The 19,823-nt window shown below is 59.5% G+C and carries 21 protein-coding genes, 1 tRNA gene and 2 pseudogenes; 14 read left to right on the top strand and 10 right to left on the bottom strand.

Annotated elements, in window-relative coordinates:
- Window positions 1-276: 276 nt before the first annotated feature.
- The 4 genes from AACU78_RS24475 to AACU78_RS24490 are packed head-to-tail and all read right to left on the bottom strand — an operon-like array spanning window position 277 to window position 2,991.
- Window positions 277-888: a hypothetical protein gene (locus AACU78_RS24475; protein WP_106578255.1), complete on the bottom strand. Its 612-nt coding sequence runs from the start codon at window positions 886-888 to the stop codon at window positions 277-279.
- Window positions 888-2,156, bottom strand: a complete 1,269-nt coding sequence (locus tag AACU78_RS24480; protein WP_106578256.1) for a sialidase family protein — start codon at window positions 2,154-2,156, stop codon at window positions 888-890. The genes AACU78_RS24475 and AACU78_RS24480 overlap by 1 nt, the downstream gene beginning before the upstream one ends.
- Before the next feature lie 23 nt (window positions 2,157-2,179).
- The gene (locus AACU78_RS24485; protein WP_106578257.1) at window positions 2,180-2,725 is read right to left on the bottom strand and encodes a cytochrome b/b6 domain-containing protein; all 546 of its coding nucleotides are present in this window, start codon (window positions 2,723-2,725) and stop codon (window positions 2,180-2,182) included.
- Window positions 2,725-2,991: a PepSY domain-containing protein gene (locus AACU78_RS24490; RefSeq protein ID WP_106578258.1), complete on the bottom strand. Its 267-nt coding sequence runs from the start codon at window positions 2,989-2,991 to the stop codon at window positions 2,725-2,727. Before AACU78_RS24490 ends, AACU78_RS24485 begins: the two co-directional genes overlap by 1 nt.
- A gap of 146 nt (window positions 2,992-3,137) precedes the next feature.
- Here AACU78_RS24490 and AACU78_RS24495 point away from each other — a divergent pair, with 146 nt between their 5' ends.
- Window positions 3,138-3,800, top strand: a complete 663-nt coding sequence (locus AACU78_RS24495; protein WP_106578259.1) for a response regulator — start codon at window positions 3,138-3,140, stop codon at window positions 3,798-3,800.
- On the top strand, window positions 3,797-5,179 hold the full coding sequence (locus tag AACU78_RS24500) for an ATP-binding protein (protein WP_106578260.1): 1,383 nt from the start codon (window positions 3,797-3,799) through the stop codon (window positions 5,177-5,179). Before AACU78_RS24495 ends, AACU78_RS24500 begins: the two co-directional genes overlap by 4 nt.
- On the opposite strand, the gene AACU78_RS24505 is transcribed toward AACU78_RS24500, so the two are convergent.
- The 3 genes and pseudogenes from AACU78_RS24505 to AACU78_RS24515 form a co-directional block, all read right to left on the bottom strand.
- Window positions 5,136-5,606, bottom strand: a complete 471-nt coding sequence (locus AACU78_RS24505; RefSeq protein WP_106578261.1) for a hypothetical protein — start codon at window positions 5,604-5,606, stop codon at window positions 5,136-5,138. The genes AACU78_RS24500 and AACU78_RS24505 overlap by 44 nt on opposite strands.
- Window positions 5,607-5,610: 4 nt before the next feature.
- Window positions 5,611-5,895, bottom strand: a complete 285-nt coding sequence (locus AACU78_RS24510; RefSeq protein ID WP_106578262.1) for a colicin E3-like toxin immunity protein — start codon at window positions 5,893-5,895, stop codon at window positions 5,611-5,613.
- A 14-nt stretch (window positions 5,896-5,909) separates the two neighbouring features.
- Window positions 5,910-7,081 (bottom strand): annotated as a pseudogene (locus AACU78_RS24515) (S-type pyocin domain-containing protein).
- Window positions 7,082-7,203: 122 nt separating this feature from the next.
- Between AACU78_RS24515 and AACU78_RS24520 the strand changes: the two are divergent.
- Window positions 7,204-7,458 (top strand): annotated as a pseudogene (locus tag AACU78_RS24520) (DUF3077 domain-containing protein); the annotation flags it as partial.
- A 225-nt stretch (window positions 7,459-7,683) separates the two neighbouring features.
- A complete protein-coding gene (locus AACU78_RS24525) occupies window positions 7,684-8,319 on the top strand; it encodes a LysE family translocator (protein ID WP_106578263.1) in 636 nt (211 codons plus the stop codon).
- An 8-nt stretch (window positions 8,320-8,327) separates the two neighbouring features.
- Here the strand turns inward: AACU78_RS24525 and AACU78_RS24530 are convergent, their stop codons facing one another.
- Together AACU78_RS24530 and AACU78_RS24535 are read right to left on the bottom strand one after the other, a co-directional pair.
- Window positions 8,328-8,657, bottom strand: coding sequence for a hypothetical protein (locus AACU78_RS24530; RefSeq protein ID WP_106578264.1), 330 nt, complete (start codon window positions 8,655-8,657; stop codon window positions 8,328-8,330).
- A 94-nt stretch (window positions 8,658-8,751) separates the two neighbouring features.
- Window positions 8,752-8,836 (bottom strand) — tRNA-Leu (locus AACU78_RS24535).
- 108 nt (window positions 8,837-8,944) lie between these two features.
- On the opposite strand from AACU78_RS24535, the gene queA reads away from it, so the two are divergent.
- The 6 genes from queA to AACU78_RS24565 all read left to right on the top strand — a co-directional run bounded on the left by queA (window position 8,945) and on the right by AACU78_RS24565 (window position 15,033).
- Entirely contained in the window at window positions 8,945-10,009 is a 1,065-nt protein-coding gene (gene queA, locus AACU78_RS24540; RefSeq protein ID WP_106578265.1) for a tRNA preQ1(34) S-adenosylmethionine ribosyltransferase-isomerase QueA, read from the top strand.
- Between the two features lie 5 nt (window positions 10,010-10,014).
- Window positions 10,015-11,130, top strand: coding sequence for a tRNA guanosine(34) transglycosylase Tgt (gene tgt / locus AACU78_RS24545; protein ID WP_003175976.1), 1,116 nt, complete (start codon window positions 10,015-10,017; stop codon window positions 11,128-11,130).
- Window positions 11,131-11,173: 43 nt separating this feature from the next.
- A complete protein-coding gene (yajC, locus tag AACU78_RS24550) occupies window positions 11,174-11,512 on the top strand; it encodes a preprotein translocase subunit YajC (RefSeq protein ID WP_003175975.1) in 339 nt (112 codons plus the stop codon).
- A 62-nt stretch (window positions 11,513-11,574) separates the two neighbouring features.
- On the top strand, window positions 11,575-13,443 hold the full coding sequence (gene secD / locus AACU78_RS24555; protein WP_106578266.1) for a protein translocase subunit SecD: 1,869 nt from the start codon (window positions 11,575-11,577) through the stop codon (window positions 13,441-13,443).
- Window positions 13,444-13,452: 9 nt separating this feature from the next.
- Complete coding sequence (gene secF / locus AACU78_RS24560) at window positions 13,453-14,367, top strand: protein translocase subunit SecF (RefSeq protein ID WP_106578267.1); 915 nt, start codon at window positions 13,453-13,455, stop codon at window positions 14,365-14,367.
- A gap of 123 nt (window positions 14,368-14,490) precedes the next feature.
- On the top strand, window positions 14,491-15,033 hold the full coding sequence (locus AACU78_RS24565; RefSeq protein WP_015885750.1) for a glycine zipper 2TM domain-containing protein: 543 nt from the start codon (window positions 14,491-14,493) through the stop codon (window positions 15,031-15,033).
- A gap of 204 nt (window positions 15,034-15,237) precedes the next feature.
- Here AACU78_RS24565 and suhB read toward each other — a convergent pair whose 3' ends face one another.
- Entirely contained in the window at window positions 15,238-16,053 is an 816-nt protein-coding gene (suhB, locus tag AACU78_RS24570; RefSeq protein ID WP_003175971.1) for a type III secretion system regulator SuhB, read from the bottom strand.
- A 145-nt stretch (window positions 16,054-16,198) separates the two neighbouring features.
- Here suhB and trmJ point away from each other — a divergent pair, with 145 nt between their 5' ends.
- The 4 genes from trmJ (at window position 16,199) to AACU78_RS24590 (ending at window position 19,799) form a co-directional block, all read left to right on the top strand.
- Complete coding sequence (gene trmJ, locus AACU78_RS24575) at window positions 16,199-16,969, top strand: tRNA (cytosine(32)/uridine(32)-2'-O)-methyltransferase TrmJ (RefSeq protein ID WP_003210307.1); 771 nt, start codon at window positions 16,199-16,201, stop codon at window positions 16,967-16,969.
- Window positions 16,970-16,971: 2 nt separating this feature from the next.
- The gene (cysE, locus tag AACU78_RS24580) at window positions 16,972-17,757 is read left to right on the top strand and encodes a serine O-acetyltransferase (protein ID WP_106578268.1); all 786 of its coding nucleotides are present in this window, start codon (window positions 16,972-16,974) and stop codon (window positions 17,755-17,757) included.
- A gap of 285 nt (window positions 17,758-18,042) precedes the next feature.
- Window positions 18,043-18,534, top strand: coding sequence for a Fe-S cluster assembly transcriptional regulator IscR (gene iscR, locus AACU78_RS24585; RefSeq protein WP_003194020.1), 492 nt, complete (start codon window positions 18,043-18,045; stop codon window positions 18,532-18,534).
- 50 nt (window positions 18,535-18,584) lie between these two features.
- Window positions 18,585-19,799: an IscS subfamily cysteine desulfurase gene (locus AACU78_RS24590; RefSeq protein ID WP_057723964.1), complete on the top strand. Its 1,215-nt coding sequence runs from the start codon at window positions 18,585-18,587 to the stop codon at window positions 19,797-19,799.
- Window positions 19,800-19,823: the final 24 nt, after the last annotated feature.

Here is a 19,823-nt window from a genome sequence, read left to right on the forward strand (position 1 = left end):
CAGGAGCGGACCGCCATCGGTGACCCTTCCCCAATCTCCAAAACGACGCTGATCAAAGGTGGGAGCGGGCTTGCCCGCGAAAGCGGTTTATCAGTGCCAAAGTTGTTGCCTGACACGCCGCATTCGCGAGCAAGCCAGCTCCCACAGTTTGGATCGTGTTAACTCAGTGACTACGCAGTAGCCCGCCAGGAGCGGACCGCCATCGGTGACCCTTCCCCAATCTCCAAAACGACGCTGATCAAAGGTGGGAGCGGGCTTGCCCGCGAAAGCGGTTTATCAGTGCCAAAGTTGTTGCCTGACACGCCGCATTCGCGAGCCAGCCCGCTCCCACAGGTTGAGTTGCATTAACCCGGCGATTACGCAATAGCCCGCCAGGAGCGGATCGATCAGGTAATCCCAATAGTTCTCCGACGCCTTGAGCCGCAGTGCGAAGGCCAGGGTGCCCACTGCCAGCATCCACACCGCCAGCGTGTTGCGCAGCCAGAGCAGCAGCAACGCCGCCGCGCCCACCAGCACAATCATCGGCCGCGGGTTGAAGCCCCAACGGTAAGGGTCGTAATACGTCAGGCCCATCGTGGCGGGATACAGCAGCAGGCTCAGCGCGCCAAACAGCACCAGCAGCTGCACTTGATGTGGGCGATTAACCGGTTGCACCACGCCCAATCGGCACAGCGTTACCCACGCCAGCAACACCAAGGTGCTGATCGCCAGGTCATCGGTAAAGCTGCGCACGTACGCCGCCAATGGCAGTTTATTCACCGGGATAAAACTCAGCACCACCAGCATCGGCAGCAGCCATGGCCGCCAGGGTGCGGTAAAGCGAACCCTGCTCAGGAGCACAAACCCCAGCAGCACAAAACACAAATGGGCCTGCCACACAGAAACCATCACAAATGCTCCGCCAGCCAGGCTTCGTTGAAGCTGACATGTTTGATAAAGGTGTTATTCCACGAGTACACCACGTGGTACATGCCGTCCGGGCTACGGCTGAGATACGGATACTCGTACTCGAAATCACAGCCGCGCGGTTTGCACACGCGGTAATCCAGGTTGCTCAGAAAACGTTGTTCCAGCGCCAAGCGCTTGGCGCCGCTGGAGGCGCGAAAGCCCTCGCCGATGATTTCTTTGTAAGCCGCGTGGGAGAACGGCTGGCCGAGCGGGTCGGGCGACTGGTCCAGTTCCACCACCGTGCGCCATTGGCTGAACTGGGCGTTGGTCCCGTAAAGGCTGAGCTTGAAGCGACCGTCTTGCAGGTCGTTGAGGGCCACCAGCAAACCGTCATCCTCGGTTGCCACTGCCGCCAGGGATGAGTTGGGGTTGGCCGGCTCCAACGGGTACGGCTCGCTCCAGGTTTGCCCGGCATCGATGGTGCGGCTGGCGAGCACGCGGTGATGGGTTTCGCCGGCGTAGCGCAACATCGCCACGGCGCGCTGGCCGTCCTGCGCCACGATGGTCGGCTGCAGGGAGTGCTTGCCGCGGCTGATGCGAAATTTGTCGATCACCGCGCCGTCGGGGCTCAAATACAGGTACTCGGCAAACTTGCCCATGAACTCGTGATACACCGGCAAGCCAATCGAACCGTCGGCGTGAAACACCGGCGCGGCGCGCACCAGCGTGCTGATATTAAAGAACGGTGAGGTCACCAATTGCCGCGGTGTCGACCAGTTTGCGCCGAGGTCAGTGGAGACCATCACGTTGATCGCACTGGTGGCCCAGCCGCCGACCGACACCGACACATAAAACATCCACAGGCGTTTATCCGGCCCCAGCGCAATCACTGGGTTACCCAGTTTGCGAATGTAGCGCTGCGTGCCGTCGCGGGTACTTTCGCGCGTGGCCAGCACCTGCTCGGCGCCCCATTCGCCGCTGCGCGCATCAAACCGTGCGGTGCGCACCTGCACATCGGCGGCGCCTTCGCGGCTGCCGGCAAACCACACGGCCATCAAGTCGCCGCCAGGCAGGGCGGTGACGGAGGAAGCGTGCACAAAGTCGGTGAGTTGCGAGGACACAAAGCGGCTGGTGTATTGCGGCGCCGTCGAGACCTTGGATGTGCTCGGGCTCGCCTGGGCAAACGGCGCCAGCACGTGCGGCGGATGGCTTTGCCAGGCGGCGAAAAACACCGCGAGCAGGCTGCAGATCAGTAAGGCGGAGCGCATAGAGAACCTGTTGGGGAAAAGGATTACTGCGCACGCTCATCCGGCAGGCGTTTCCTGCGACCGGTGAGCATGGATAACGGCAGGTTGTCCTTCACCTGGAGACTTTCATACACGGCGGCCAGCACATGCACACAGACCAGACCCAGCAGCACATTGGCGGCGGTTTCGTGGACCTGCAGCGGCCAGTCGGCGCCCCATAACGCGTCGACTTCCTGCATCAGGAAACCGCTGATACCGAGGGTCAGCAGCGCCGACATCATCAACAGCATCACCAGCGCGCCGATGGGCGAATGACCGAGGCGGTGCAGCCCTCGTCCGTCCAACACCCTACGCACATGGGCACTGAGTCGAGCAGCCGATGGCCAGAAATCCGACCAACGTGCACTGCGCGGTCCTACGAACCCCCACACCAGTCGCACCAGCAACCAGGCCATGGCGTAGTAGCCCAGCCACACATGCCAGTCGTCGCCCGCTTCGTTAAAGAAGTAGTTGGCGACGAAAACCCCGGCGATAGACAGATGAAACAGCCTCACCAACGGGTCCCACAGGCGCAGGGATTCGCCTGCCATCAGCCCTTGATCTCAGTCTTCACGGCCTTGCCGGTGACCGGGTCGTGGTAGATCTCGACCTTGCGCTTGTCCTTGTCGAAGCCGTAGATCTCGTAGCAGTTGCCGTCGGTGACCTTGAACTTGCTGATCTCATACCCTTGAGCCTTGAGCGTGTCCTGGAAGGCTTTTTCGTCTTGCCACTGCGAGCGTTCGGCGGTGGTGCACTGAGGGCCGGCGAGGGCCATGGGGCTGGCGATAACCAGGGACAGCAGGAGAATTTTGCGCATGGAAAAGCTCTCAGCAGATGTGGGAGATTTCACAGTGCAAAACCAACCTTAGCGCAACCTTAGTTGGCAACGCGCCGTAACATCTTTCCCCGAAGGGGCCGCTGCAGAACCGGCATCATTCCGCCGTTTCCTACAGAGATTCCGCAATGCGCCTACTCCTAGTCGAAGATGATCGTGCCCTCGGCCAGGGCATTCGCGTGGCATTGGGCGCTGAAGGCTACACCCTGGATTGGCTGCAGGATGGCCTCAGCGCCCTGCACGCACTGCGCACCGAAAGTTTCGATTTGCTCCTGCTCGACCTCGGCCTGCCGCGCCTCGATGGGCTCGACCTGTTGCAGCAACTGCGCGCCGGGCAATACGACTTGCCGGTGCTGATCCTCACCGCCCGCGACGGCACCGCCGAACGTATCGCCGGCCTGGACGCTGGCGCCGACGACTACCTGATCAAACCCTTCGACGTCGAAGAACTCAAAGCCCGCGTGCGCGCCCTATTGCGACGCAGCCAGGGCCGTGCCCAGCCAATGCTGGAGCACGCTGGCGTCAGCCTCGACCCGGCCACCCAGCAAGTGCGTTATCAGGATCAAGGCATCATCGTCACCCCGATGGAATACCAGCTGCTGCACCAACTGATGGTGCGCCCCGGCAAAGTCGTGACCCGCGAGCGCCTGTCTCGCGCGCTGTATGGCTGGCAGGACCGGGTGGAGAGCAACACCCTGGAAGTGCTGATCCATAACCTGCGCAAAAAGTTATCCACCGAGCTGATCCGCACCGTGCGCGGCGTCGGCTACGTGCTGGCGCTCAACCCATGACTTCCGTTCGCGCACGCATCCTCATTCCGGTGCTGGTGTTTATTTTGCTCGGCGACGCGCTGATCAGTTGGCTGGTGCTGCGCGACAGCCACCATGAAATCGAGGAAGTCTACGACGCTCAACTCGCCCAAAGTGCGCGCCTGCTGCAAGGCGTACTGCGCCAGCGCGACCCAGGCGAAGCGGATTGGGACAGGTTGTATCAGGCGTTCGACCAGGCCATGAGCCGCGTCGGTGAAGACGGCGTCGCGCATCCGTATGAAACCCGCTTGACCTTCCAGGTATGGCGCACCGACGGTCAACTCCTCGTGCGTTCCGCCGAGGCGCCTGTGCTGGCTGCGCCGCCGACTACCCTCGGCTCCCACGACATAATGGAGAACGGCAACGACTGGTGCGCCTTCCTCCTCGCCGACCCGCAGCAGGGCTTGCTGATCTGGGTGGGCGAGCGCGACGACATTCGCCAGGACCTGATCGAACGCATCGTGCGCCACACGCTCTGGCCCACCTTGATCGGCGTGCCGCTGCTGACCGTGTTGATCTGGCTGACCATCGGCTGGGGCCTCAAACCCCTGCGCGCCATGGTGCTGTCGATTCGCGGGCGCAACACCGACACCTTGCAACCGCTGCACCTCAAGCCGCTGCCGACTGATCTGGAACCGATGCAAACCGCGCTTAATCGGTTGTTGGTGCAGATGGATGACCTGCTCGAGCGTGAACGCCGCTTTATCGCGGATGCAGCGCATGAACTGCGCACGCCGCTGGCGATTTTGCGCATTCACGCGCAGAACGCTCAAAGCGCTGCGACCGAAGAGCAACGGCGCGAAGCATTGGATTTTTTGGTGAACGGAGTGGATCGCGCTACGCGAATTGGCAGCCAGTTGCTGACCATGGCGCGCATCGAGCCGCAACTGAACAACCCCGTGTGTAAGCCTGTGCAACTGACGGAACTGGTGCGCGAAGAACTGGCTGAGCTGACGCCACTGGCGATGGAAAAGGGTGTGGAGCTGGTGCTGGAAGGTGAAGAAGAATGCTGGGTGCAAACCGAGCCGGTGGCGTTGGCGATTGCGCTGCAGAACCTGGTGACCAATGCGCTTAACTTTTCGCCTGCGGGCAGTGAAGTGAAAGTGGTGATCGGCGCTGACTGCTTGAGCGTGGAAGACCAAGGTCCGGGGATTGATGAAGCGGAAATGGAGCGGTTGTTTGAGCGTTTTTATAGCCGGGATAACGCTAACGGCGCGGGGTTGGGGTTGGCGATTGTGGAGATGATTGTGGGGAAGATTGGATGCAGGCTTACGCTGCAAAATCTGGAGCAGGGCGGTCTGCGCGCGCGGCTGAGCTTCACGGCTTGCGCGCAAGTGCCTTCGGGAATACCACACCGTTGAACGTGTGGGTGCAGCAGTCACAACTTGGCTTCATCTGTTCGGGCGTCAATTGGGGGTTAACCTTTTGCAGTAAGCCCGACTCGTCGACCCACAAACCGCTGTAATAGCTGGAGTCGCCTAACAGCACATACTCGTCTTTGTCGCTTTCATGCAGCGCAACTATCCAGAACACGGGCTCCGAGCGATCCAGTCGAGCGTTGGCTTCGCTGAATACCTTGTCCCATGGCTGACCAACTTTGGACAGGAGAAATCGGAATAGCGGTGTGTAGTCAAAACCATGTCGTTGATGGCTGTGCATTGAACCGCGGGTGGACAGTGAGCGCTTTGCTTTTTTGGTATGCCGTTCATAGCGATAAGCGAAACAGCTACCGTGGCGCACGCCGTGGGTGCGCGTGTTGACTGAGCGGTAGAGGAGGTTTTTTTTCATTGCATCAGTATTCCTTCCTAGGCTGCTTTGGAGGTGGCGGCCAAGCACCTTGGTAGTGGAAGGAAATTTGGTAGTCGAAAAGGCTTGGCTCTATCAAATGCCGGAAGTGTGGCTGAATAATTGTTATCCAATTTGGGAGAACGTTGAATCCCCCGGAAAAAATTTGAGGCTCATTGTGTAAGTCGAGTGATTTGAGAATGCTGTCCTCCTCAACGTTGGCTGAGTATTCATCCGCCTCCAAGTTTTCGGTTAGTTTGTCGAACCATTCCAGCCGTACCTTCATCACCATAATCAAATCTCCGTTTATTTTTCTATGCGTCGTTCGTCTTTTGCCGGACCTCGTTGCTCTCCGGTGTAGGGATCAAATGAGCCTAGGTGGCTGATATCGCTGTATCGATAGACCTCCAGCTCACCTTTTTCTGAGTCCCACTCGAAGAGCTTTCGCCCTTTGGCATCCTTCCAGCGCTCACGAAGGCCGCCGCCGTTCCGTTTTCGAGTCTTTTTCTTTTGTGCTATCAAACCTGGGAAGCCAGTGATGTCCTCGGTTCTTGGGGCAGGAAAGTAATCATGATCCGGGTTTTTCAACCCCTTCCGCGGCTCATTAACCACCACATACAGCGGCCGAACCCCCGATTCCACCGGGAATACCAGAATAAAATCCCGATACTGCGGCGGATAAATCGGGTTCACCAGAATCTGCGCGGCCTTCTCCGTCGGCGGGTAAATCCAAATCACCGGCGCTTGCGGCGCAGCTTCCAATGCCGGAATACCCAGCGTATCCCTCGATCAACCGCAGGCGTCCAGATCAGCTCCACGCCCTCACCCAAATCCGCCACAAACTGGTCGCCACGGCTTTGGAATTGCACCACATCAATCATCTGCCAATCGGCATGGTTGCCCGTGTAAAACCCATACCCCTTGAGCGTGCCGTCCTCACGCTGCTCCACATGCAAACGCATCTGCGACCGCGCCCGTGGCAGCGAACGCAATTGCTCCTCGCTGTAGAGCGCGCTATCACCCAGCTCCGACGGCCAAGCCAGCGCCACCAAACCGGCCAATAATCCACCGGCTACAGTGCCAGCAGCGGTGGCTGCGGTGGCTGCGGATTCCACCACCGCCGAGCGCAACGCCAACTGCCCTAACCCAACGGGCAGGGCGCTGCCGCTGATCTTGCGCAAAGCAACCGCGCCTCGGCTGTCCACCTCGCGCCCACCCAACAGGCTGAAGTGGCCGTAATCCTTGATCAGCTCCAGCGGTACGTAACCGGTGGGGTCGTTGTAGCGAATGATGCCGTCGGGCAGTTGGCAGGGTTTGGTGAACACGCAGCCCGGAAGCTTTACGGGCGTAGGCGCCGGGGCAGGTGCCGAGTTGAATAAGTCTATCGGCGGCGAATAGGGCTCCCGTTTCGGCTGCGGAATCAGGATTCGCCGTTTGAGTTGTTCTTCTTCGGTGATGGGGTACGCGCGTTCTGACATGACGGGCTCACTTCCTTGTGCGAGGGAGTGAGCGTACGAGGGGGGATCAGAGGTTGATGTCGGGTTTGTTCGGTGGTTTGCGTGGGAAAAGTCATCCTGTTAGCGACGATAATTAAAAAGGGGGCCAACAGCCCAACCTCCACCGCGTATTCCGCGTCAACTCCGGCGTACCCATCCGCGATGCCCTCGAGCACGCCTCCGAGCTGCTGCACTGTTCCAAAATGCTCGCGTTGGATGCCGCCAAGAACAACAGCGCGGATCGCTACGCCTGGGCAGCGGATTATTTGGGGGAGATGGCGAAGGCGGTGGTGGATGATTTGGCCAATGGGATGTTGCCGAATGGGGTGATGGAGGAGGGTGACGCTGTTGGTGTGTAGGCGGGTGAGTTGAGGGTGTGGCTGCTGGCGTCTTCGCAGCAAGCCAGCTTCCACATTGGAGGGTGTGCATCCGTTGAGTCAGTGTTAGCAGTAAAAGAGACCTTGGGGCGCCAAGGTCTCTTTTTTTGTCTATGTGTATGACGTTTTGCTCGCGGATCTGTATCTAACGGCCTGCTTTTCAACGCCCTACCATGGTGCCCAGCACAACTCTTAAGGAGCGACACCATGCCCGAACTGTCCAGCTGGCTGGCCTACGGCCTGATCTCACTCGGCATGGTGCTCACGCCTGGGCCGAACATGATTTACCTCATTTCCCGCTCGATTTGCCAGGGGCGCGCGGCCGGGTTGATCTCACTGGGCGGCGTTGCGTTGGGCTTCCTTGTTTATATGTTTTGCGCGGCATTGGGGATTACCGCGTTGGTGATGGCGGTGCCGTTTGCCTACGACGCGCTGCGGCTCGGCGGGGCGTTGTACCTGGTGTACCTGGCCTGGCAGGCGGTCAAGCCGGGTGGTCGTTCGTCGTTTCAGGTTCGGGATTTGCCCCAGGACAGCCCGCGCAAGCTGTTCATGATGGGCTTTGTGACCAACCTGCTGAACCCTAAAGTGGCGGTGATGTATTTGTCGTTGCTGCCGCAGTTTATCGACCCTAACGGGCATGGCAGCGTGCTGACGCAATCGCTGATTTTGGGCTTTACGCAGATTGCCATCAGCGTGAGCGTCAACTCGGTGATTGCCGTTATGGCGGGCTCCATCGCGGTGTTCTTCGTCACCCGCCCGGTTTGGCAGGTGGCGCAGCGCTGGGTGATGGGCTCGGTGTTGATGGGGTTGGCGGTGCGAATGGCGGTTGAAGGGCGGCGGTAAGTAGCGCGTCACAGGATGGCTTTGAGGTAGGCCTTGAGTGCGTTGAGCGGGGCGTCGAGTGCTTCGAGTGTCGGTGCTTGGCGCACGTCCACCGCGAGCCGTTGCAGCTCACGCCCCATCACCGTGTTTGGGCCGCCCAGGGAGTCGAGTGCTAACGTCAGGCATTCATCAAGCTTGAGCTGAATCGTGGCCAAATCCCCCTGACGTACCAACAACCCAAACACTTCCCGCTCATACCCATCCATGACCAAGTCATCGCGCAGAATCGGGCTCGCGCCTTCGGTCTCATACACCAGCTTGAGAGCAAAAAGGGCAACAGCTTCCAGCGTCAATTCCATGGTCCCTGCTCCTTAAGATCTGCGTTCGTCTGTGCCTGCTCACTTTTTCACAAGCGAAAAAAAAGACCTTGAATTTCAAGGTCTTTCTTTAAGATGGTGCCCCGAGGGAGACTCGAACTCCCACTCCTTTCGAAAACGGATTTTGAATCCGCCGCGTCTACCAATTCCGCCATCAGGGCTCAATGGCGGCGAAGTATAGAGATGAGATTACCGTTGGTCAATCACGTTTCATGGTCTATTTTCACTATTTCCGCTAGACTTCCCGGCCCTGCTAGACGAACCCCATCATGCGCGTTGCTGACTTTACTTTTGAGCTCCCTGATTCGCTGATCGCTCGCCACCCTTTGGCCGAGCGTCGCGCCAGTCGACTGCTGACCCTGGACGGGGTGAGCGGTGCCCTCGCACACCGTCAATTCACTGATTTGCTTGAGCATTTGCGCCCAGGCGATTTGATGGTGTTCAACAATACCCGGGTGATTCCGGCACGGCTGTTTGGCCAGAAAGCGTCCGGCGGCAAGCTGGAAGTTCTGGTCGAGCGGGTACTGGACAGCCATCGTGTGCTGGCCCATGTGCGCTCCAGCAAGTCGCCGAAACCGGGTTCGAGCATCCTCATCGATGGCGGTGGCGAGGCCGAGATGGTCGCGCGCCATGACGCGCTGTTCGAACTCAAGTTTGCCGAAGAGGTGTTGCCGCTGTTGGAACGCGTCGGCCATATGCCGTTGCCTCCTTATATAGACCGCCCCGACGAGGACGCGGACCGCGAGCGCTATCAGACGGTGTACTCGCAGCGCTTGGGTGCGGTTGCCGCGCCGACGGCCGGGCTGCACTTTGACCAGCCGCTGCTGGATGCGATTGCTGCCAAGGGCGTCGAAAGTGCCTACGTGACCCTGCACGTGGGGGCCGGCACGTTTCAGCCGGTGCGTGTGGATAACATCGAAGACCACCATATGCACAGCGAGTGGCTGGAAGTCAGCCAGGAAGTCGTGGATGCGGTAGCGGCGTGCAAGGCGCGCGGCGGTCGTGTTGTGGCGGTGGGCACCACCAGCGTGCGGTCGCTGGAGAGTGCGGCGCGTGATGGCGTGCTCAAGCCGTTCAGCGGCGACACCGATATCTTTATCTTCCCGGGCCGGCCGTTTCATGTGGTCGATTGCCTGGTCACCAACTTCCATTTGCCGGAATCCACGCTGTTGATGCTGGTGTCGGCATTTGCCGGTTACCCGGAAACCATGGCCGCTTATCAAGCTGCCATCGCCAACGAGTACCGTTTTTTCAGCTACGGTGATGCGATGTTTATCACCCGAAACCCTGCGCCGACTGCTCCTAAAGAAGCGGGCCCTGAGGAACAACTATGAGTCGTATGTCGTTTGAATTGTTGGCCACGGATGGCAAGGCTCGTCGTGGTCGCCTCACGTTTCCGCGCGGCACCGTCGAAACCCCGGCCTTCATGCCCGTGGGCACCTACGGCACCGTCAAAGGCATGCTGCCGCGTGACATCGTCGCCACCGGCGCCGAAATCATCCTCGGCAACACCTTCCACCTGTGGCTGCGCCCGGGCACGGAAGTGATCAAGAAGCATGGCGACCTGCATGACTTCATGAAGTGGCAGGGCCCGATCCTCACCGACTCCGGTGGTTTCCAGGTGTTCAGCCTGGGCGCCATGCGCAAGATCAAGGAGGAGGGCGTGACCTTCGCCTCGCCGGTCGACGGTTCCAAGGTGTTCATGGGCCCGGAAGAGTCGATGCAGGTGCAGCGCGACCTGGGCTCCGACATCGTGATGATCTTTGACGAATGCACGCCGTACCCGGCGGACGAAGACGTGGCGCGTATCTCCATGGAGCTGTCGTTGCGCTGGGCTCAGCGTTCGAAGAATGCCCACGGCGACAACACCGCGGCGCTGTTCGGTATCGTTCAGGGCGGCATGCACGAAAGCCTGCGCAAGCGCTCGCTGGAAGGCCTGGACAAGATTGGCTTTGACGGCCTGGCCATCGGCGGTTTGTCGGTGGGCGAGCCCAAGCACGAGATGATCAAGGTGCTGGACTACCTGCCGGGCCTGATGCCGGCTGACAAACCTCGTTACCTTATGGGCGTTGGCAAACCGGAGGATCTCGTAGAGGGTGTGCGCCGCGGTGTGGACATGTTCGATTGCGTGATGCCAACCCGTAATGCCCGCAATGGGCATCTGTTCATCGATACAGGCGTGCTGAAGATCCGTAACGCGTTCCATCGCCATGATGATTCGCCGCTGGATCCCACCTGTGACTGCTACACCTGCCAGAACTTCTCGCGCGCTTATCTGCACCATCTGGACAAGTGCGGGGAAATGCTGGGTAGCATGTTGAATACCATCCACAATTTGCGTCACTACCAAGTCCTGATGGCTGGTTTGCGCGAGGCTATTCAACAGGGTACATTGGCCGCCTTCGTCGATGCCTTCTATGCCAAGCGCGGGCTCCCTGTGCCGCCCTTGGACTGAGTTTTCCGACCCTAAGATTCACTATTTGCAACTGGAGTGCTAAATGAGCTTTTTTATCTCTAACGCCATGGCTGACGCCGCTGCGCCTGCCGCTGCCGGCCCTATGGGCGGTGGTTTTGAGTGGATTTTCCTGGTCGGCTTCCTGGTTATTTTCTACCTGATGATCTGGCGTCCACAGGCCAAGCGCGCCAAAGAGCAGAAAAACCTGCTGGGCAGCCTGCAAAAAGGCGACGAAGTTGTGACCACTGGCGGCATCGCCGGCAAGATCACCAAGGTTTCCGATGCTTTCGTGGTTCTGGAAGTCTCCGACACCGTAGAAATGAAGTTCCAGAAGGGCGCCATCGCCGCCACGTTGCCAAAAGGCACGCTCAAAGCGATCTGAGTAACAACCTTTACCAATCGACGGGGCGCGCAAGGCGCCCCGCGTTATAAGCGGGCGGCGTGATGCTGAACAAATACCCTCTGTGGAAATACGTACTGATCCTGGCGGTGCTGGCGATCGGTTTTATTTATTCCGCTCCCAATCTTTATCCTGATGACCCTGCGATCCAGATCACGGGCGCCAGCACTTCGCTGCAAGTCAATCAGGCTGACCTGGAACGCGCGAGCAAAGCGCTCACCGACGCGGGCATTCAGGTTAAAGCGGCAACATTGGCGGCTGATGCGAAGGGCGGCTTGTTGCGTCTGACCAAGGCAGAAGACCAATTACCGGCCAAAGACGTTGTGCGCAAGGTCATGGGTGACGACTACGTTGTCGCGCTGAACCTGGCACAGACCACGCCAAAATGGCTGCGCAGCATTGGCGCGCACCCGATGAAGCTGGGTCTGGACTTGTCCGGTGGTGTGCACTTCCTGTTGGAAGTCGACATGGACAAAGCCCTCGACGCACGCCTGAAAGTCTACGAAGGCGATGTGAAGAGCCTGCTGCGCAAAGAGAAGTTGCGTTATCGCAGCCTGCCGCAGCTCAACGGTGCCATCCAGCTGGGCTTCTCTGACGAAGCGTCCCGCGAACAGGCCCGTGCGCTGATCCGCAAGAACTTCAACGATTTTGACATCGTGCCGGCCGACCTCAATGGTCAACCTGTACTGCGTCTGGCGATGACCCCAGCCAAGCTGGCGGAAATCCGCGAATACTCCATCAAGCAGAACTTGACCACGGTACGTAACCGCGTCAACGAGCTGGGTGTGGCTGAGCCGATTGTTCAGCGTCAAGGCGCCAACCGCATTGTGGTTGAGCTGCCGGGCGTGCAGGACACTGCTGAAGCCAAGCGTATCCTGGGTAAGACCGCCAACCTGGAGTTCCGTCTGGCTGCTGAGCCGGGTGCTTCTCGCGCGACTGCCGAAGAGTTCGAGTTCCGTGAAGGTAACCGTCCTCCAGCGTTGATCGAGCGTGGCTTGATCATCACCGGCGACCAGGTCACCGATGCCAAGGCAGGTTTTGGCGAGCACGGCACGCCTGAAGTGAACATTCGTCTGGATGGTCACGGCGGCGAATTGATGAGCCGTGCCACGCGCAGCAACGTTGGTCGCAGCATGGCGGTGATCTTCATCGAGCAGCGCCCGATCACCACCTACACCAAGCAAGTGGTCAACGGCGTCGAGAAAGACGTGCCGGTGCAGACCTTCAAGGAAGAGAAGAAGATCATCAGCCTGGCGACCATCCAGTCGCCGCTGGGTGCTCAATTCCGCATCACGGGCCTGAACGGCCAGGGCGAATCGTCCGAGCTGGCACTGCTGCTGCGTGCCGGTGGTCTGGCGGCGCCGATGTACTTCGCTGAAGAGCGCACCATTGGCCCGAGCCTGGGTGCTGACAACATCACCAAGGGTATCGACGCAGCCTTGTGGGGCATGCTGTTCGTGTCGCTGTTCATCATCGCCATCTACCGCTTCTTCGGCATCATCGCCACCGTGGCCCTGGCGGGCAACATGGTCATGCTGCTGGCGCTGATGTCGCTGCTGGGCGCTACACTGACCCTGCCAGGCATCGCCGGTATCGTACTCACCATGGGTATGGCGGTAGACGCCAACGTTCTGATCTTCTCGCGGATTCGTGAAGAGATCGCGGCGGGCATGACCGTACAACGTGCAATCAACGAAGGCTTCGGCCGGGCATTTACCGCGATTCTCGACTCCAACTTGACCACTTTGCTGGTCGGCGGGATTCTCTTTGCCATGGGCACCGGCCCGGTCAAAGGTTTTGCGGTCACCATGTCCCTCGGTATCTTTACCTCGATGTTCACGGCCATCATGGTGACCCGCGCAATGGTCAACCTGATCTTTGGCGGGCGTGACTTCAAGAAGTTGTGGATTTAAGGGGCTGCCATGTTACGTACAATCAACTTCATGGGCGTTCGCAACATTGCGTTCGGCGTCACTGTGCTCCTTACCGTTCTGGCGCTGTTCAGCTGGTTCCATAAGGGCCTGAACTACGGTCTGGACTTCACCGGCGGTACGCTCATCGAGCTGACCTACGAGAAGCCGGCCGACGTTACCCTGGTGCGCAACGAGCTGGTCAAGGCCGGCTATCACGAAGCCATCGTGCAGAGCTTTGGTGCGACCACCGACCTGCTGGTGCGTATGCCAGGTGAAGACCCGCAACTGGGTCACCAGGTAGCCGAAGCCTTGCAGAAGGTCGGTGGTGACAACCCGGCGTCGGTCAAGCGCGTTGAGTTCGTAGGCCCGCAGGTGGGTGAAGAGCTGCGCGACCAGGGCGGCCTCGGCATGCTGATGGCGCTGGTCGGCATCATGATCTACCTGGCGTTCCGCTTTCAGTGGAAGTTCGGCGTCGGCGCGATTGTGTCGCTGATCCACGACGTGATCGTGACCGTGGGTATCCTCGCGTACTTCCAGATCACCTTCGATCTGACGGTGTTGGCGGCGGTGCTGGCGATCATTGGTTACTCGCTCAACGACACCATCGTGGTATTCGACCGGGTGCGTGAAAACTTCCGCGTACTGCGCAAGGCGTCGCTGATCGAGAACATCAACGTCTCGACGACCCAGACCCTGCTGCGGACCATGGCGACATCGATCTCCACCTTGCTGGCGATTGCTGCGTTGATGATCTTCGGTGGCGACAACCTGTGGGGCTTCTCCCTGGCGCTGTTTATCGGCGTTCTGGCGGGTACCTACTCGTCGATCTACATCGCCAACGTGGTGCTGATCTGGCTGAACCTCAACAGTGAAGACTTGATCCCTCCTGCCGCTACCGGCAAGGAGGTCGACGACCGCCCTTGACGGGCGCTTGTTGACACGCTGTTACAAAGAAGGCGCGAGTATTGAACTCGCGCCTTTTTTTTTGCTCCAAGGCTGGGTATAGCGCGGACGTTTCGGTCCGTTTGTGATGGTCAGGAGGTTCACGTGAACAAGTCGTTGCTGGTTGGTGCGGTATTGGGTGCTGTCGGTGTGACTGCCGGGGGTGCTGTTGCCACCTACAGCCTGGTAAAAAGCGGCCCTGAGTATGCGCAAGTGCTGGCGGTGCAGCCGGTGAAAACCCAGATTAAAACCCCGCGCGAGGTCTGCAAGGACGTCGCCGTAACCCGGCAGAAGCCGGTGCAGGATCAACATCAAATCGTCGGCACCGTGGTTGGTGCGCTGGCCGGTGGCCTGTTGGGCAACCAGGTCGGTGGCGGTAATGGCAAGAAGCTGGCGACTGTAGCCGGTGCGGTGGGTGGCGGTTACGCCGGTAACAAGGTTCAGGAAGGCATGCAGAACCGCGATACCTACACCACCACACAAACCCGTTGTAACACCGTCAACGACATCAGCGACAAGGTTGTCGGCTATGACGTGCGGTACACCCTGGATGGCAAAGAAGGTTCGGTGCGCATGGACCGTGATCCAGGTGGCCAGATTCCAGTGGATAAAGAAGGTCGTTTGGTCCTGGGTCAAAACCAGCAGTAATTCCAGGCCGAGCGCGGTTCAAAATGTGGGAGCGGGCTTGCTCGCGAACGCGGAGTGTCAGTCAACAGATTTATTGACTGGCTACCGCTTTCGCGAGCACGCCCGCTCCCACATTGGGTATGGGTTGACGCTGGAATTGCCGTATCGCCCAAATGACAGGCATAAAAAAAGCACCCCTCGGGGTGCTTTTTTGTGCCCGCTCGCTTAGCGCTTCAGCGAAGCCGGCAGGTGCGGCTGGATCGCCGTCAGTACTGCCTTGAAGCACTTGGTGTTACCGGCAACGACGTGGCCTTTCTCAAGGAAGTCGTGGCCGCCAGTGAAGTCGCTCACCAAACCGCCAGCTTCTTGAATCAGCAGGGCGCCTGCGGCCATGTCCCACTCGGACAGGCCCGACTCCCAGAACGCATCAAAACGACCGGCAGCTACATAGGCCAGGTCCAGGCTGGCTGCGCCAGCGCGACGGATACCGGCGGTCTGGCCAACCAAGGCGCGGAACATGCCCAGGTAGTTTTCCAGGTTGTCCATCTGGTCGTCACGGAACGGGAAGCCCGTGCCCAGCAGGGCGCCGTCCAGGCTGGTGCGACCGCTGACACGCAGACGGCGACCATTCAACTGGGCCCCACGGCCGCGGCTGGCGGTAAATTCTTCCTGGCGAACCGGGTCCAGAACCACTGCGTGTTCCAGGCGGCCGCGGTATTTGCAGGCAATGCTCACGGCAAAGTGTGGAATGCCGCGCAGGAAGTTGGTGGTGCCATCCAGTGGGTCGATGATCCACAGGTAGTCTTCGCCTTCGCCGCTGCCTTTGTGCAAACCGGTTTCTTCGCCGAGGATGCCGTGGGTAGGGTAGGCCTTGCGCAGAGCGTCGATGATTTTCTGTTCGGCGGCGCGATCCACCTCGGACACATAATCCTTGGCGTCTTTTTCGTCGACCTTGATGGTATCCAGGCGCTCGATGGAGCGGAAGATCAATTCACTGGCGCTGCGGGCGGCGCGCAGCGCGATATTCAGCATGGGCTGCATGGATGTGTCACCTAAGGTTGTTAAAGAAAGCCGGGCATTCTAGCAGAAACTTTCTTCAGGTGAAGGACGACGTTAGCTTTCATGGCATAACCTTAGGCTGTTCTGTAAGATTTGCTCCCCTTTCCCGTGTCCGAGAGCGCCTCCCTTGCTGCAAAACATTCGTGTCGTTTTGGTCAATACCAGTCATCCCGGCAACATCGGCGGGGTGGCGCGAGCCATGAAAAACATGGGGCTGACGCGCCTGGTGCTGGTCGAGCCGCGCGTGTTCCCGCACCACGAGGCCGATGCCCGTGCATCCGGCGCCAATGACATCCTGGAAAAAGCCCAGGTCGTCGCCACGCTGGAAGACGCCTTGGTCGGCTGCAACCTGGTGCTCGGCACCAGCGCCCGCGACCGTCGCATCCCCTGGCCGCTGCTGGATCCGCGCGAGTGCGGCACCAAAGTAGTGGAAGAAGCTGCCGGCGGCGCAGAAATCGCCTTGGTATTCGGCCGTGAAGACTCCGGCCTCACCAATGAAGAGCTGCAGCGATGTCATTACCACGTGCACATTCCATCAGACCCTGAATTCAGTTCGCTGAACCTCGGGGCGGCGGTGCAGGTATTGAGTTATGAAGTGCGCATGGCCTGGCTGGCCGCTGAAGGTCAGCCGAGCAAGGTAGAAAAGGATGAAGTCGCATCGACCAAGAGTGGCGAACTGGCCACGATGGACGAGCTGGAGCGATTCTATGAGCACCTGGAGCAAACCCTGGTGGCCATCGAATTCCTCGATCCGGAGAAACCACGGCACTTGATGGCGCGCCTGCGTCGCTTGTACGGGCGCAGCTCGGTCAGTCGAGCAGAGATGAATATATTGCGTGGCATCCTCACGGAAACCCAGAAAGCGGCCCGTGGCGAGCTGCTTAAGCGGAAGGATTAAAAATGTTCGAGCGTTTGCGAGAAGATATCCAGAGTGTTTTTCACCGTGACCCGGCGGCGCGCAACGCCTTTGAAGTGCTGACCTGCTACCCGGGCATGCACGCGATCTGGATTCACCGCCTGTCCGGCGCGTTGTGGGGCATGGGCTGGAAATGGCTGGCGCGCGTGGTGTCGAACTTCGGCCGCTGGTTGACCGGCATCGAGATTCACCCGGGTGCCAAGGTGGGGCGTCGCTTCTTTATCGACCATGGCATGGGCATTGTGATTGGCGAGACCGCCGAAATCGGTGATGACGTGACCCTGTATCAAGGCGTGACGCTGGGCGGCACCACCTGGAATAAAGGCAAGCGCCACCCGACTTTGGGTGATGGCGTGGTGGTAGGGGCGGGCGCAAAGGTGCTCGGCCCCTTTACGGTGGGTGCCGGTGCCAAGGTAGGTTCCAATGCTGTGGTGACCAAGGCCGTGCCGCCTGGCGCCACCGTTGTGGGCATTCCTGGGCGGATCATCGTCAAGCCGGAAGTCGGCGATGAGCAGGAAGCCAAGCGCAAGGCCATGGCTGAGAAGATCGGCTTCGATGCTTACGGCGTCAGCGAAGACATGCCTGACCCCGTGGCGCGTGCCATTGGGCAATTGCTTGACCACTTGCAGGCAGTCGACGGCAAGCTGGACGGCATGTGCGGCGCGTTGAAGGAGCTGGGCAGCAGCTATTGTGCGAAAGATCTGCCTTCGCTGCGCGAAGAAGACTTCGCTGAGATCAAGAGCGAACACGCCACAACCAAGGCTGGGTGAGCGCGGCCCCTGTGGGAGCTGGCTTGCCTGCGATAGCGGTCTGCCAGCCACCCTCTCATTGCTGATCCACCGCTTTCGAGGGCAAGCCAGCTCCCACATTTGATCTCCACTGGTCTTGGGATAAGGCTTGGGCCCTGTTCCCGCTGTTCGATCCCACCCCATCCTGCTATGATTCGCGCGCCCTTTTTACGGGTAATCCTGACTAAAGTACTAGGTCTTATAGTTGACTTAAATACTCGGGAATCGCATACTTGCTCCCATTCTGAAACACCTTGGTACTTGTCCATGAGACTGACTACAAAAGGCCGATACGCGGTAACCGCCATGCTTGACTTGGCCTTGCACGCGCAAACTGGGCCGGTGTCCCTGGCCGATATCTCCGAGCGCCAAGGCATTTCCCTGTCCTACCTCGAACAGCTGTTTGCCAAATTGCGCCGTAGCAATTTGGTTTCCAGCGTACGTGGGCCGGGTGGTGGCTACCAACTGTCCCGCGACATGCAGGGCATTCAAGTAGCCCAGGTGATTGACGCGGTCAACGAATCCGTCGATGCCACCAAATGCCAGGGTTTGGGTGATTGCCACGCCGGCGACACCTGCCTGACGCACCACTTGTGGTGTGACTTGAGCCTGCAGATCCATGAGTTTTTGAGTGGTATCAGCTTGGCTGATCTTGTGACTCGCCGTGAGGTGCAAGAAGTAGCCCAGCGTCAGGACCAGCGCCGTTGCAACACCAAGGCGCCGCGTCTGGACAAGATCGAAGCGTCCGCCGTCGAGTGACAGCCGCAGAGCTAACGGCACGCCAGCCAGCCTGATTTAGGAGAAAGTCCATGAAATTGCCGATTTACCTTGATTACTCAGCGACCACCCCGGTTGATCCGCGTGTCGCGCAAAAGATGAGCGAATGCCTGCTGGTTGACGGAAACTTCGGCAACCCGGCCTCCCGTTCCCACGTGTTCGGCTGGAAAGCCGAGGAAGCGGTCGAGAATGCTCGTCGCCAGGTTGCTGACCTGGTGGGCGCCGACCCACGCGAAATCGTCTGGACCTCCGGTGCTACCGAGTCCGACAACCTGGCAATCAAGGGCGCGGCGCATTTCTACGCGACCAAAGGCAAACACCTGATCACCACCAAGATTGAGCACAAGGCTGTCCTCGACACCATGCGCCAACTGGAGCGTGAAGGTTTTGAGGTCACCTACCTCGAGCCAACCACCGACGGCATCGTCACGCCGGCCATGATCGAAGCCGCGCTGCGTGAAGACACCATCCTGGTTTCCGTGATCCACGTGAACAACGAAATCGGCACCATCAACGACATTGAAGCCATCGGCGAGCTGACCCGTTCCAAGGGCATCCTGCTGCATGTCGACGCGGCTCAGTCCACCGGCAAGGTCGACATCGACCTGTCGAAACTGAAAGTCGACCTGATGTCGTTCTCCGCCCACAAGACCTACGGTCCTAAAGGCATCGGCGCGCTGTACGTGAGCCGCAAGCCTCGCGTGCGCATCGAAGCCACCATGCACGGCGGCGGTCACGAGCGCGGCATGCGTTCCGGCACCCTGGCGACCCACCAGATCGTCGGCATGGGTGAAGCCTTCCGTGTAGCCAAAGAAGACATGGCTGCCGAAAATGTGCGCATCAAGGCGTTGAGCGATCGCTTCTACAAGCAGGTCGAGAACCTTGAAGAGCTGTACATCAACGGCAGCATGACCGCCCGTGTACCGCACAACCTGAATTTGAGCTTCAACTACGTCGAAGGCGAGTCGCTGATCATGGCGCTCAAGGACCTGGCGGTTTCGTCCGGTTCGGCCTGTACCTCGGCCTCGCTTGAGCCTTCGTACGTGCTGCGCGCCCTGGGCCGCAACGACGAATTGGCACACAGCTCGATCCGCTTTACGTTCGGCCGTTTCACCACCGAAGAGCAAGTCGACTACGCCGCGCAGAAAGTCTGCGAAGCCGTCAACAAGCTGCGCGTTCTGTCGCCGCTGTGGGACATGTACAAAGACGGTGTCGACATTTCCAAGATCGAGTGGGCGGCACACTAAATATAGAAGCCGCCACCCAAGCTC

The sequence above is a fragment of the Pseudomonas sp. R9.37 genome, assembly GCF_963878885.1.
In the GTDB taxonomy this organism is placed as follows: domain Bacteria; phylum Pseudomonadota; class Gammaproteobacteria; order Pseudomonadales; family Pseudomonadaceae; genus Aquipseudomonas.

Coding starts and splice junctions, on each gene's coding strand:
- AACU78_RS24590 (WP_057723964.1), top strand. CDS start 18,585: ATGAAATTGCCGATTTACCTTGATTACTCAGCGACCACCCCGGTTGAT.
- AACU78_RS24510 (WP_106578262.1), bottom strand. CDS start 5,895: ATGGTGATGAAGGTACGGCTGGAATGGTTCGACAAACTAACCGAAAAC.
- iscR (WP_003194020.1), top strand. CDS start 18,043: ATGAGACTGACTACAAAAGGCCGATACGCGGTAACCGCCATGCTTGAC.
- AACU78_RS24490 (WP_106578258.1), bottom strand. CDS start 2,991: ATGCGCAAAATTCTCCTGCTGTCCCTGGTTATCGCCAGCCCCATGGCC.
- yajC (WP_003175975.1), top strand. CDS start 11,174: ATGAGCTTTTTTATCTCTAACGCCATGGCTGACGCCGCTGCGCCTGCC.
- tgt (WP_003175976.1), top strand. CDS start 10,015: ATGTCGTTTGAATTGTTGGCCACGGATGGCAAGGCTCGTCGTGGTCGC.
- AACU78_RS24495 (WP_106578259.1), top strand. CDS start 3,138: ATGCGCCTACTCCTAGTCGAAGATGATCGTGCCCTCGGCCAGGGCATT.
- secF (WP_106578267.1), top strand. CDS start 13,453: ATGTTACGTACAATCAACTTCATGGGCGTTCGCAACATTGCGTTCGGC.
- cysE (WP_106578268.1), top strand. CDS start 16,972: ATGTTCGAGCGTTTGCGAGAAGATATCCAGAGTGTTTTTCACCGTGAC.
- queA (WP_106578265.1), top strand. CDS start 8,945: ATGCGCGTTGCTGACTTTACTTTTGAGCTCCCTGATTCGCTGATCGCT.
- AACU78_RS24475 (WP_106578255.1), bottom strand. CDS start 888: ATGGTTTCTGTGTGGCAGGCCCATTTGTGTTTTGTGCTGCTGGGGTTT.
- AACU78_RS24525 (WP_106578263.1), top strand. CDS start 7,684: ATGCCCGAACTGTCCAGCTGGCTGGCCTACGGCCTGATCTCACTCGGC.
- suhB (WP_003175971.1), bottom strand. CDS start 16,053: ATGCAGCCCATGCTGAATATCGCGCTGCGCGCCGCCCGCAGCGCCAGT.
- AACU78_RS24480 (WP_106578256.1), bottom strand. CDS start 2,156: ATGCGCTCCGCCTTACTGATCTGCAGCCTGCTCGCGGTGTTTTTCGCC.
- secD (WP_106578266.1), top strand. CDS start 11,575: ATGCTGAACAAATACCCTCTGTGGAAATACGTACTGATCCTGGCGGTG.
- AACU78_RS24505 (WP_106578261.1), bottom strand. CDS start 5,606: ATGAAAAAAAACCTCCTCTACCGCTCAGTCAACACGCGCACCCACGGC.
- AACU78_RS24500 (WP_106578260.1), top strand. CDS start 3,797: ATGACTTCCGTTCGCGCACGCATCCTCATTCCGGTGCTGGTGTTTATT.
- AACU78_RS24485 (WP_106578257.1), bottom strand. CDS start 2,725: ATGGCAGGCGAATCCCTGCGCCTGTGGGACCCGTTGGTGAGGCTGTTT.
- AACU78_RS24530 (WP_106578264.1), bottom strand. CDS start 8,657: ATGGAATTGACGCTGGAAGCTGTTGCCCTTTTTGCTCTCAAGCTGGTG.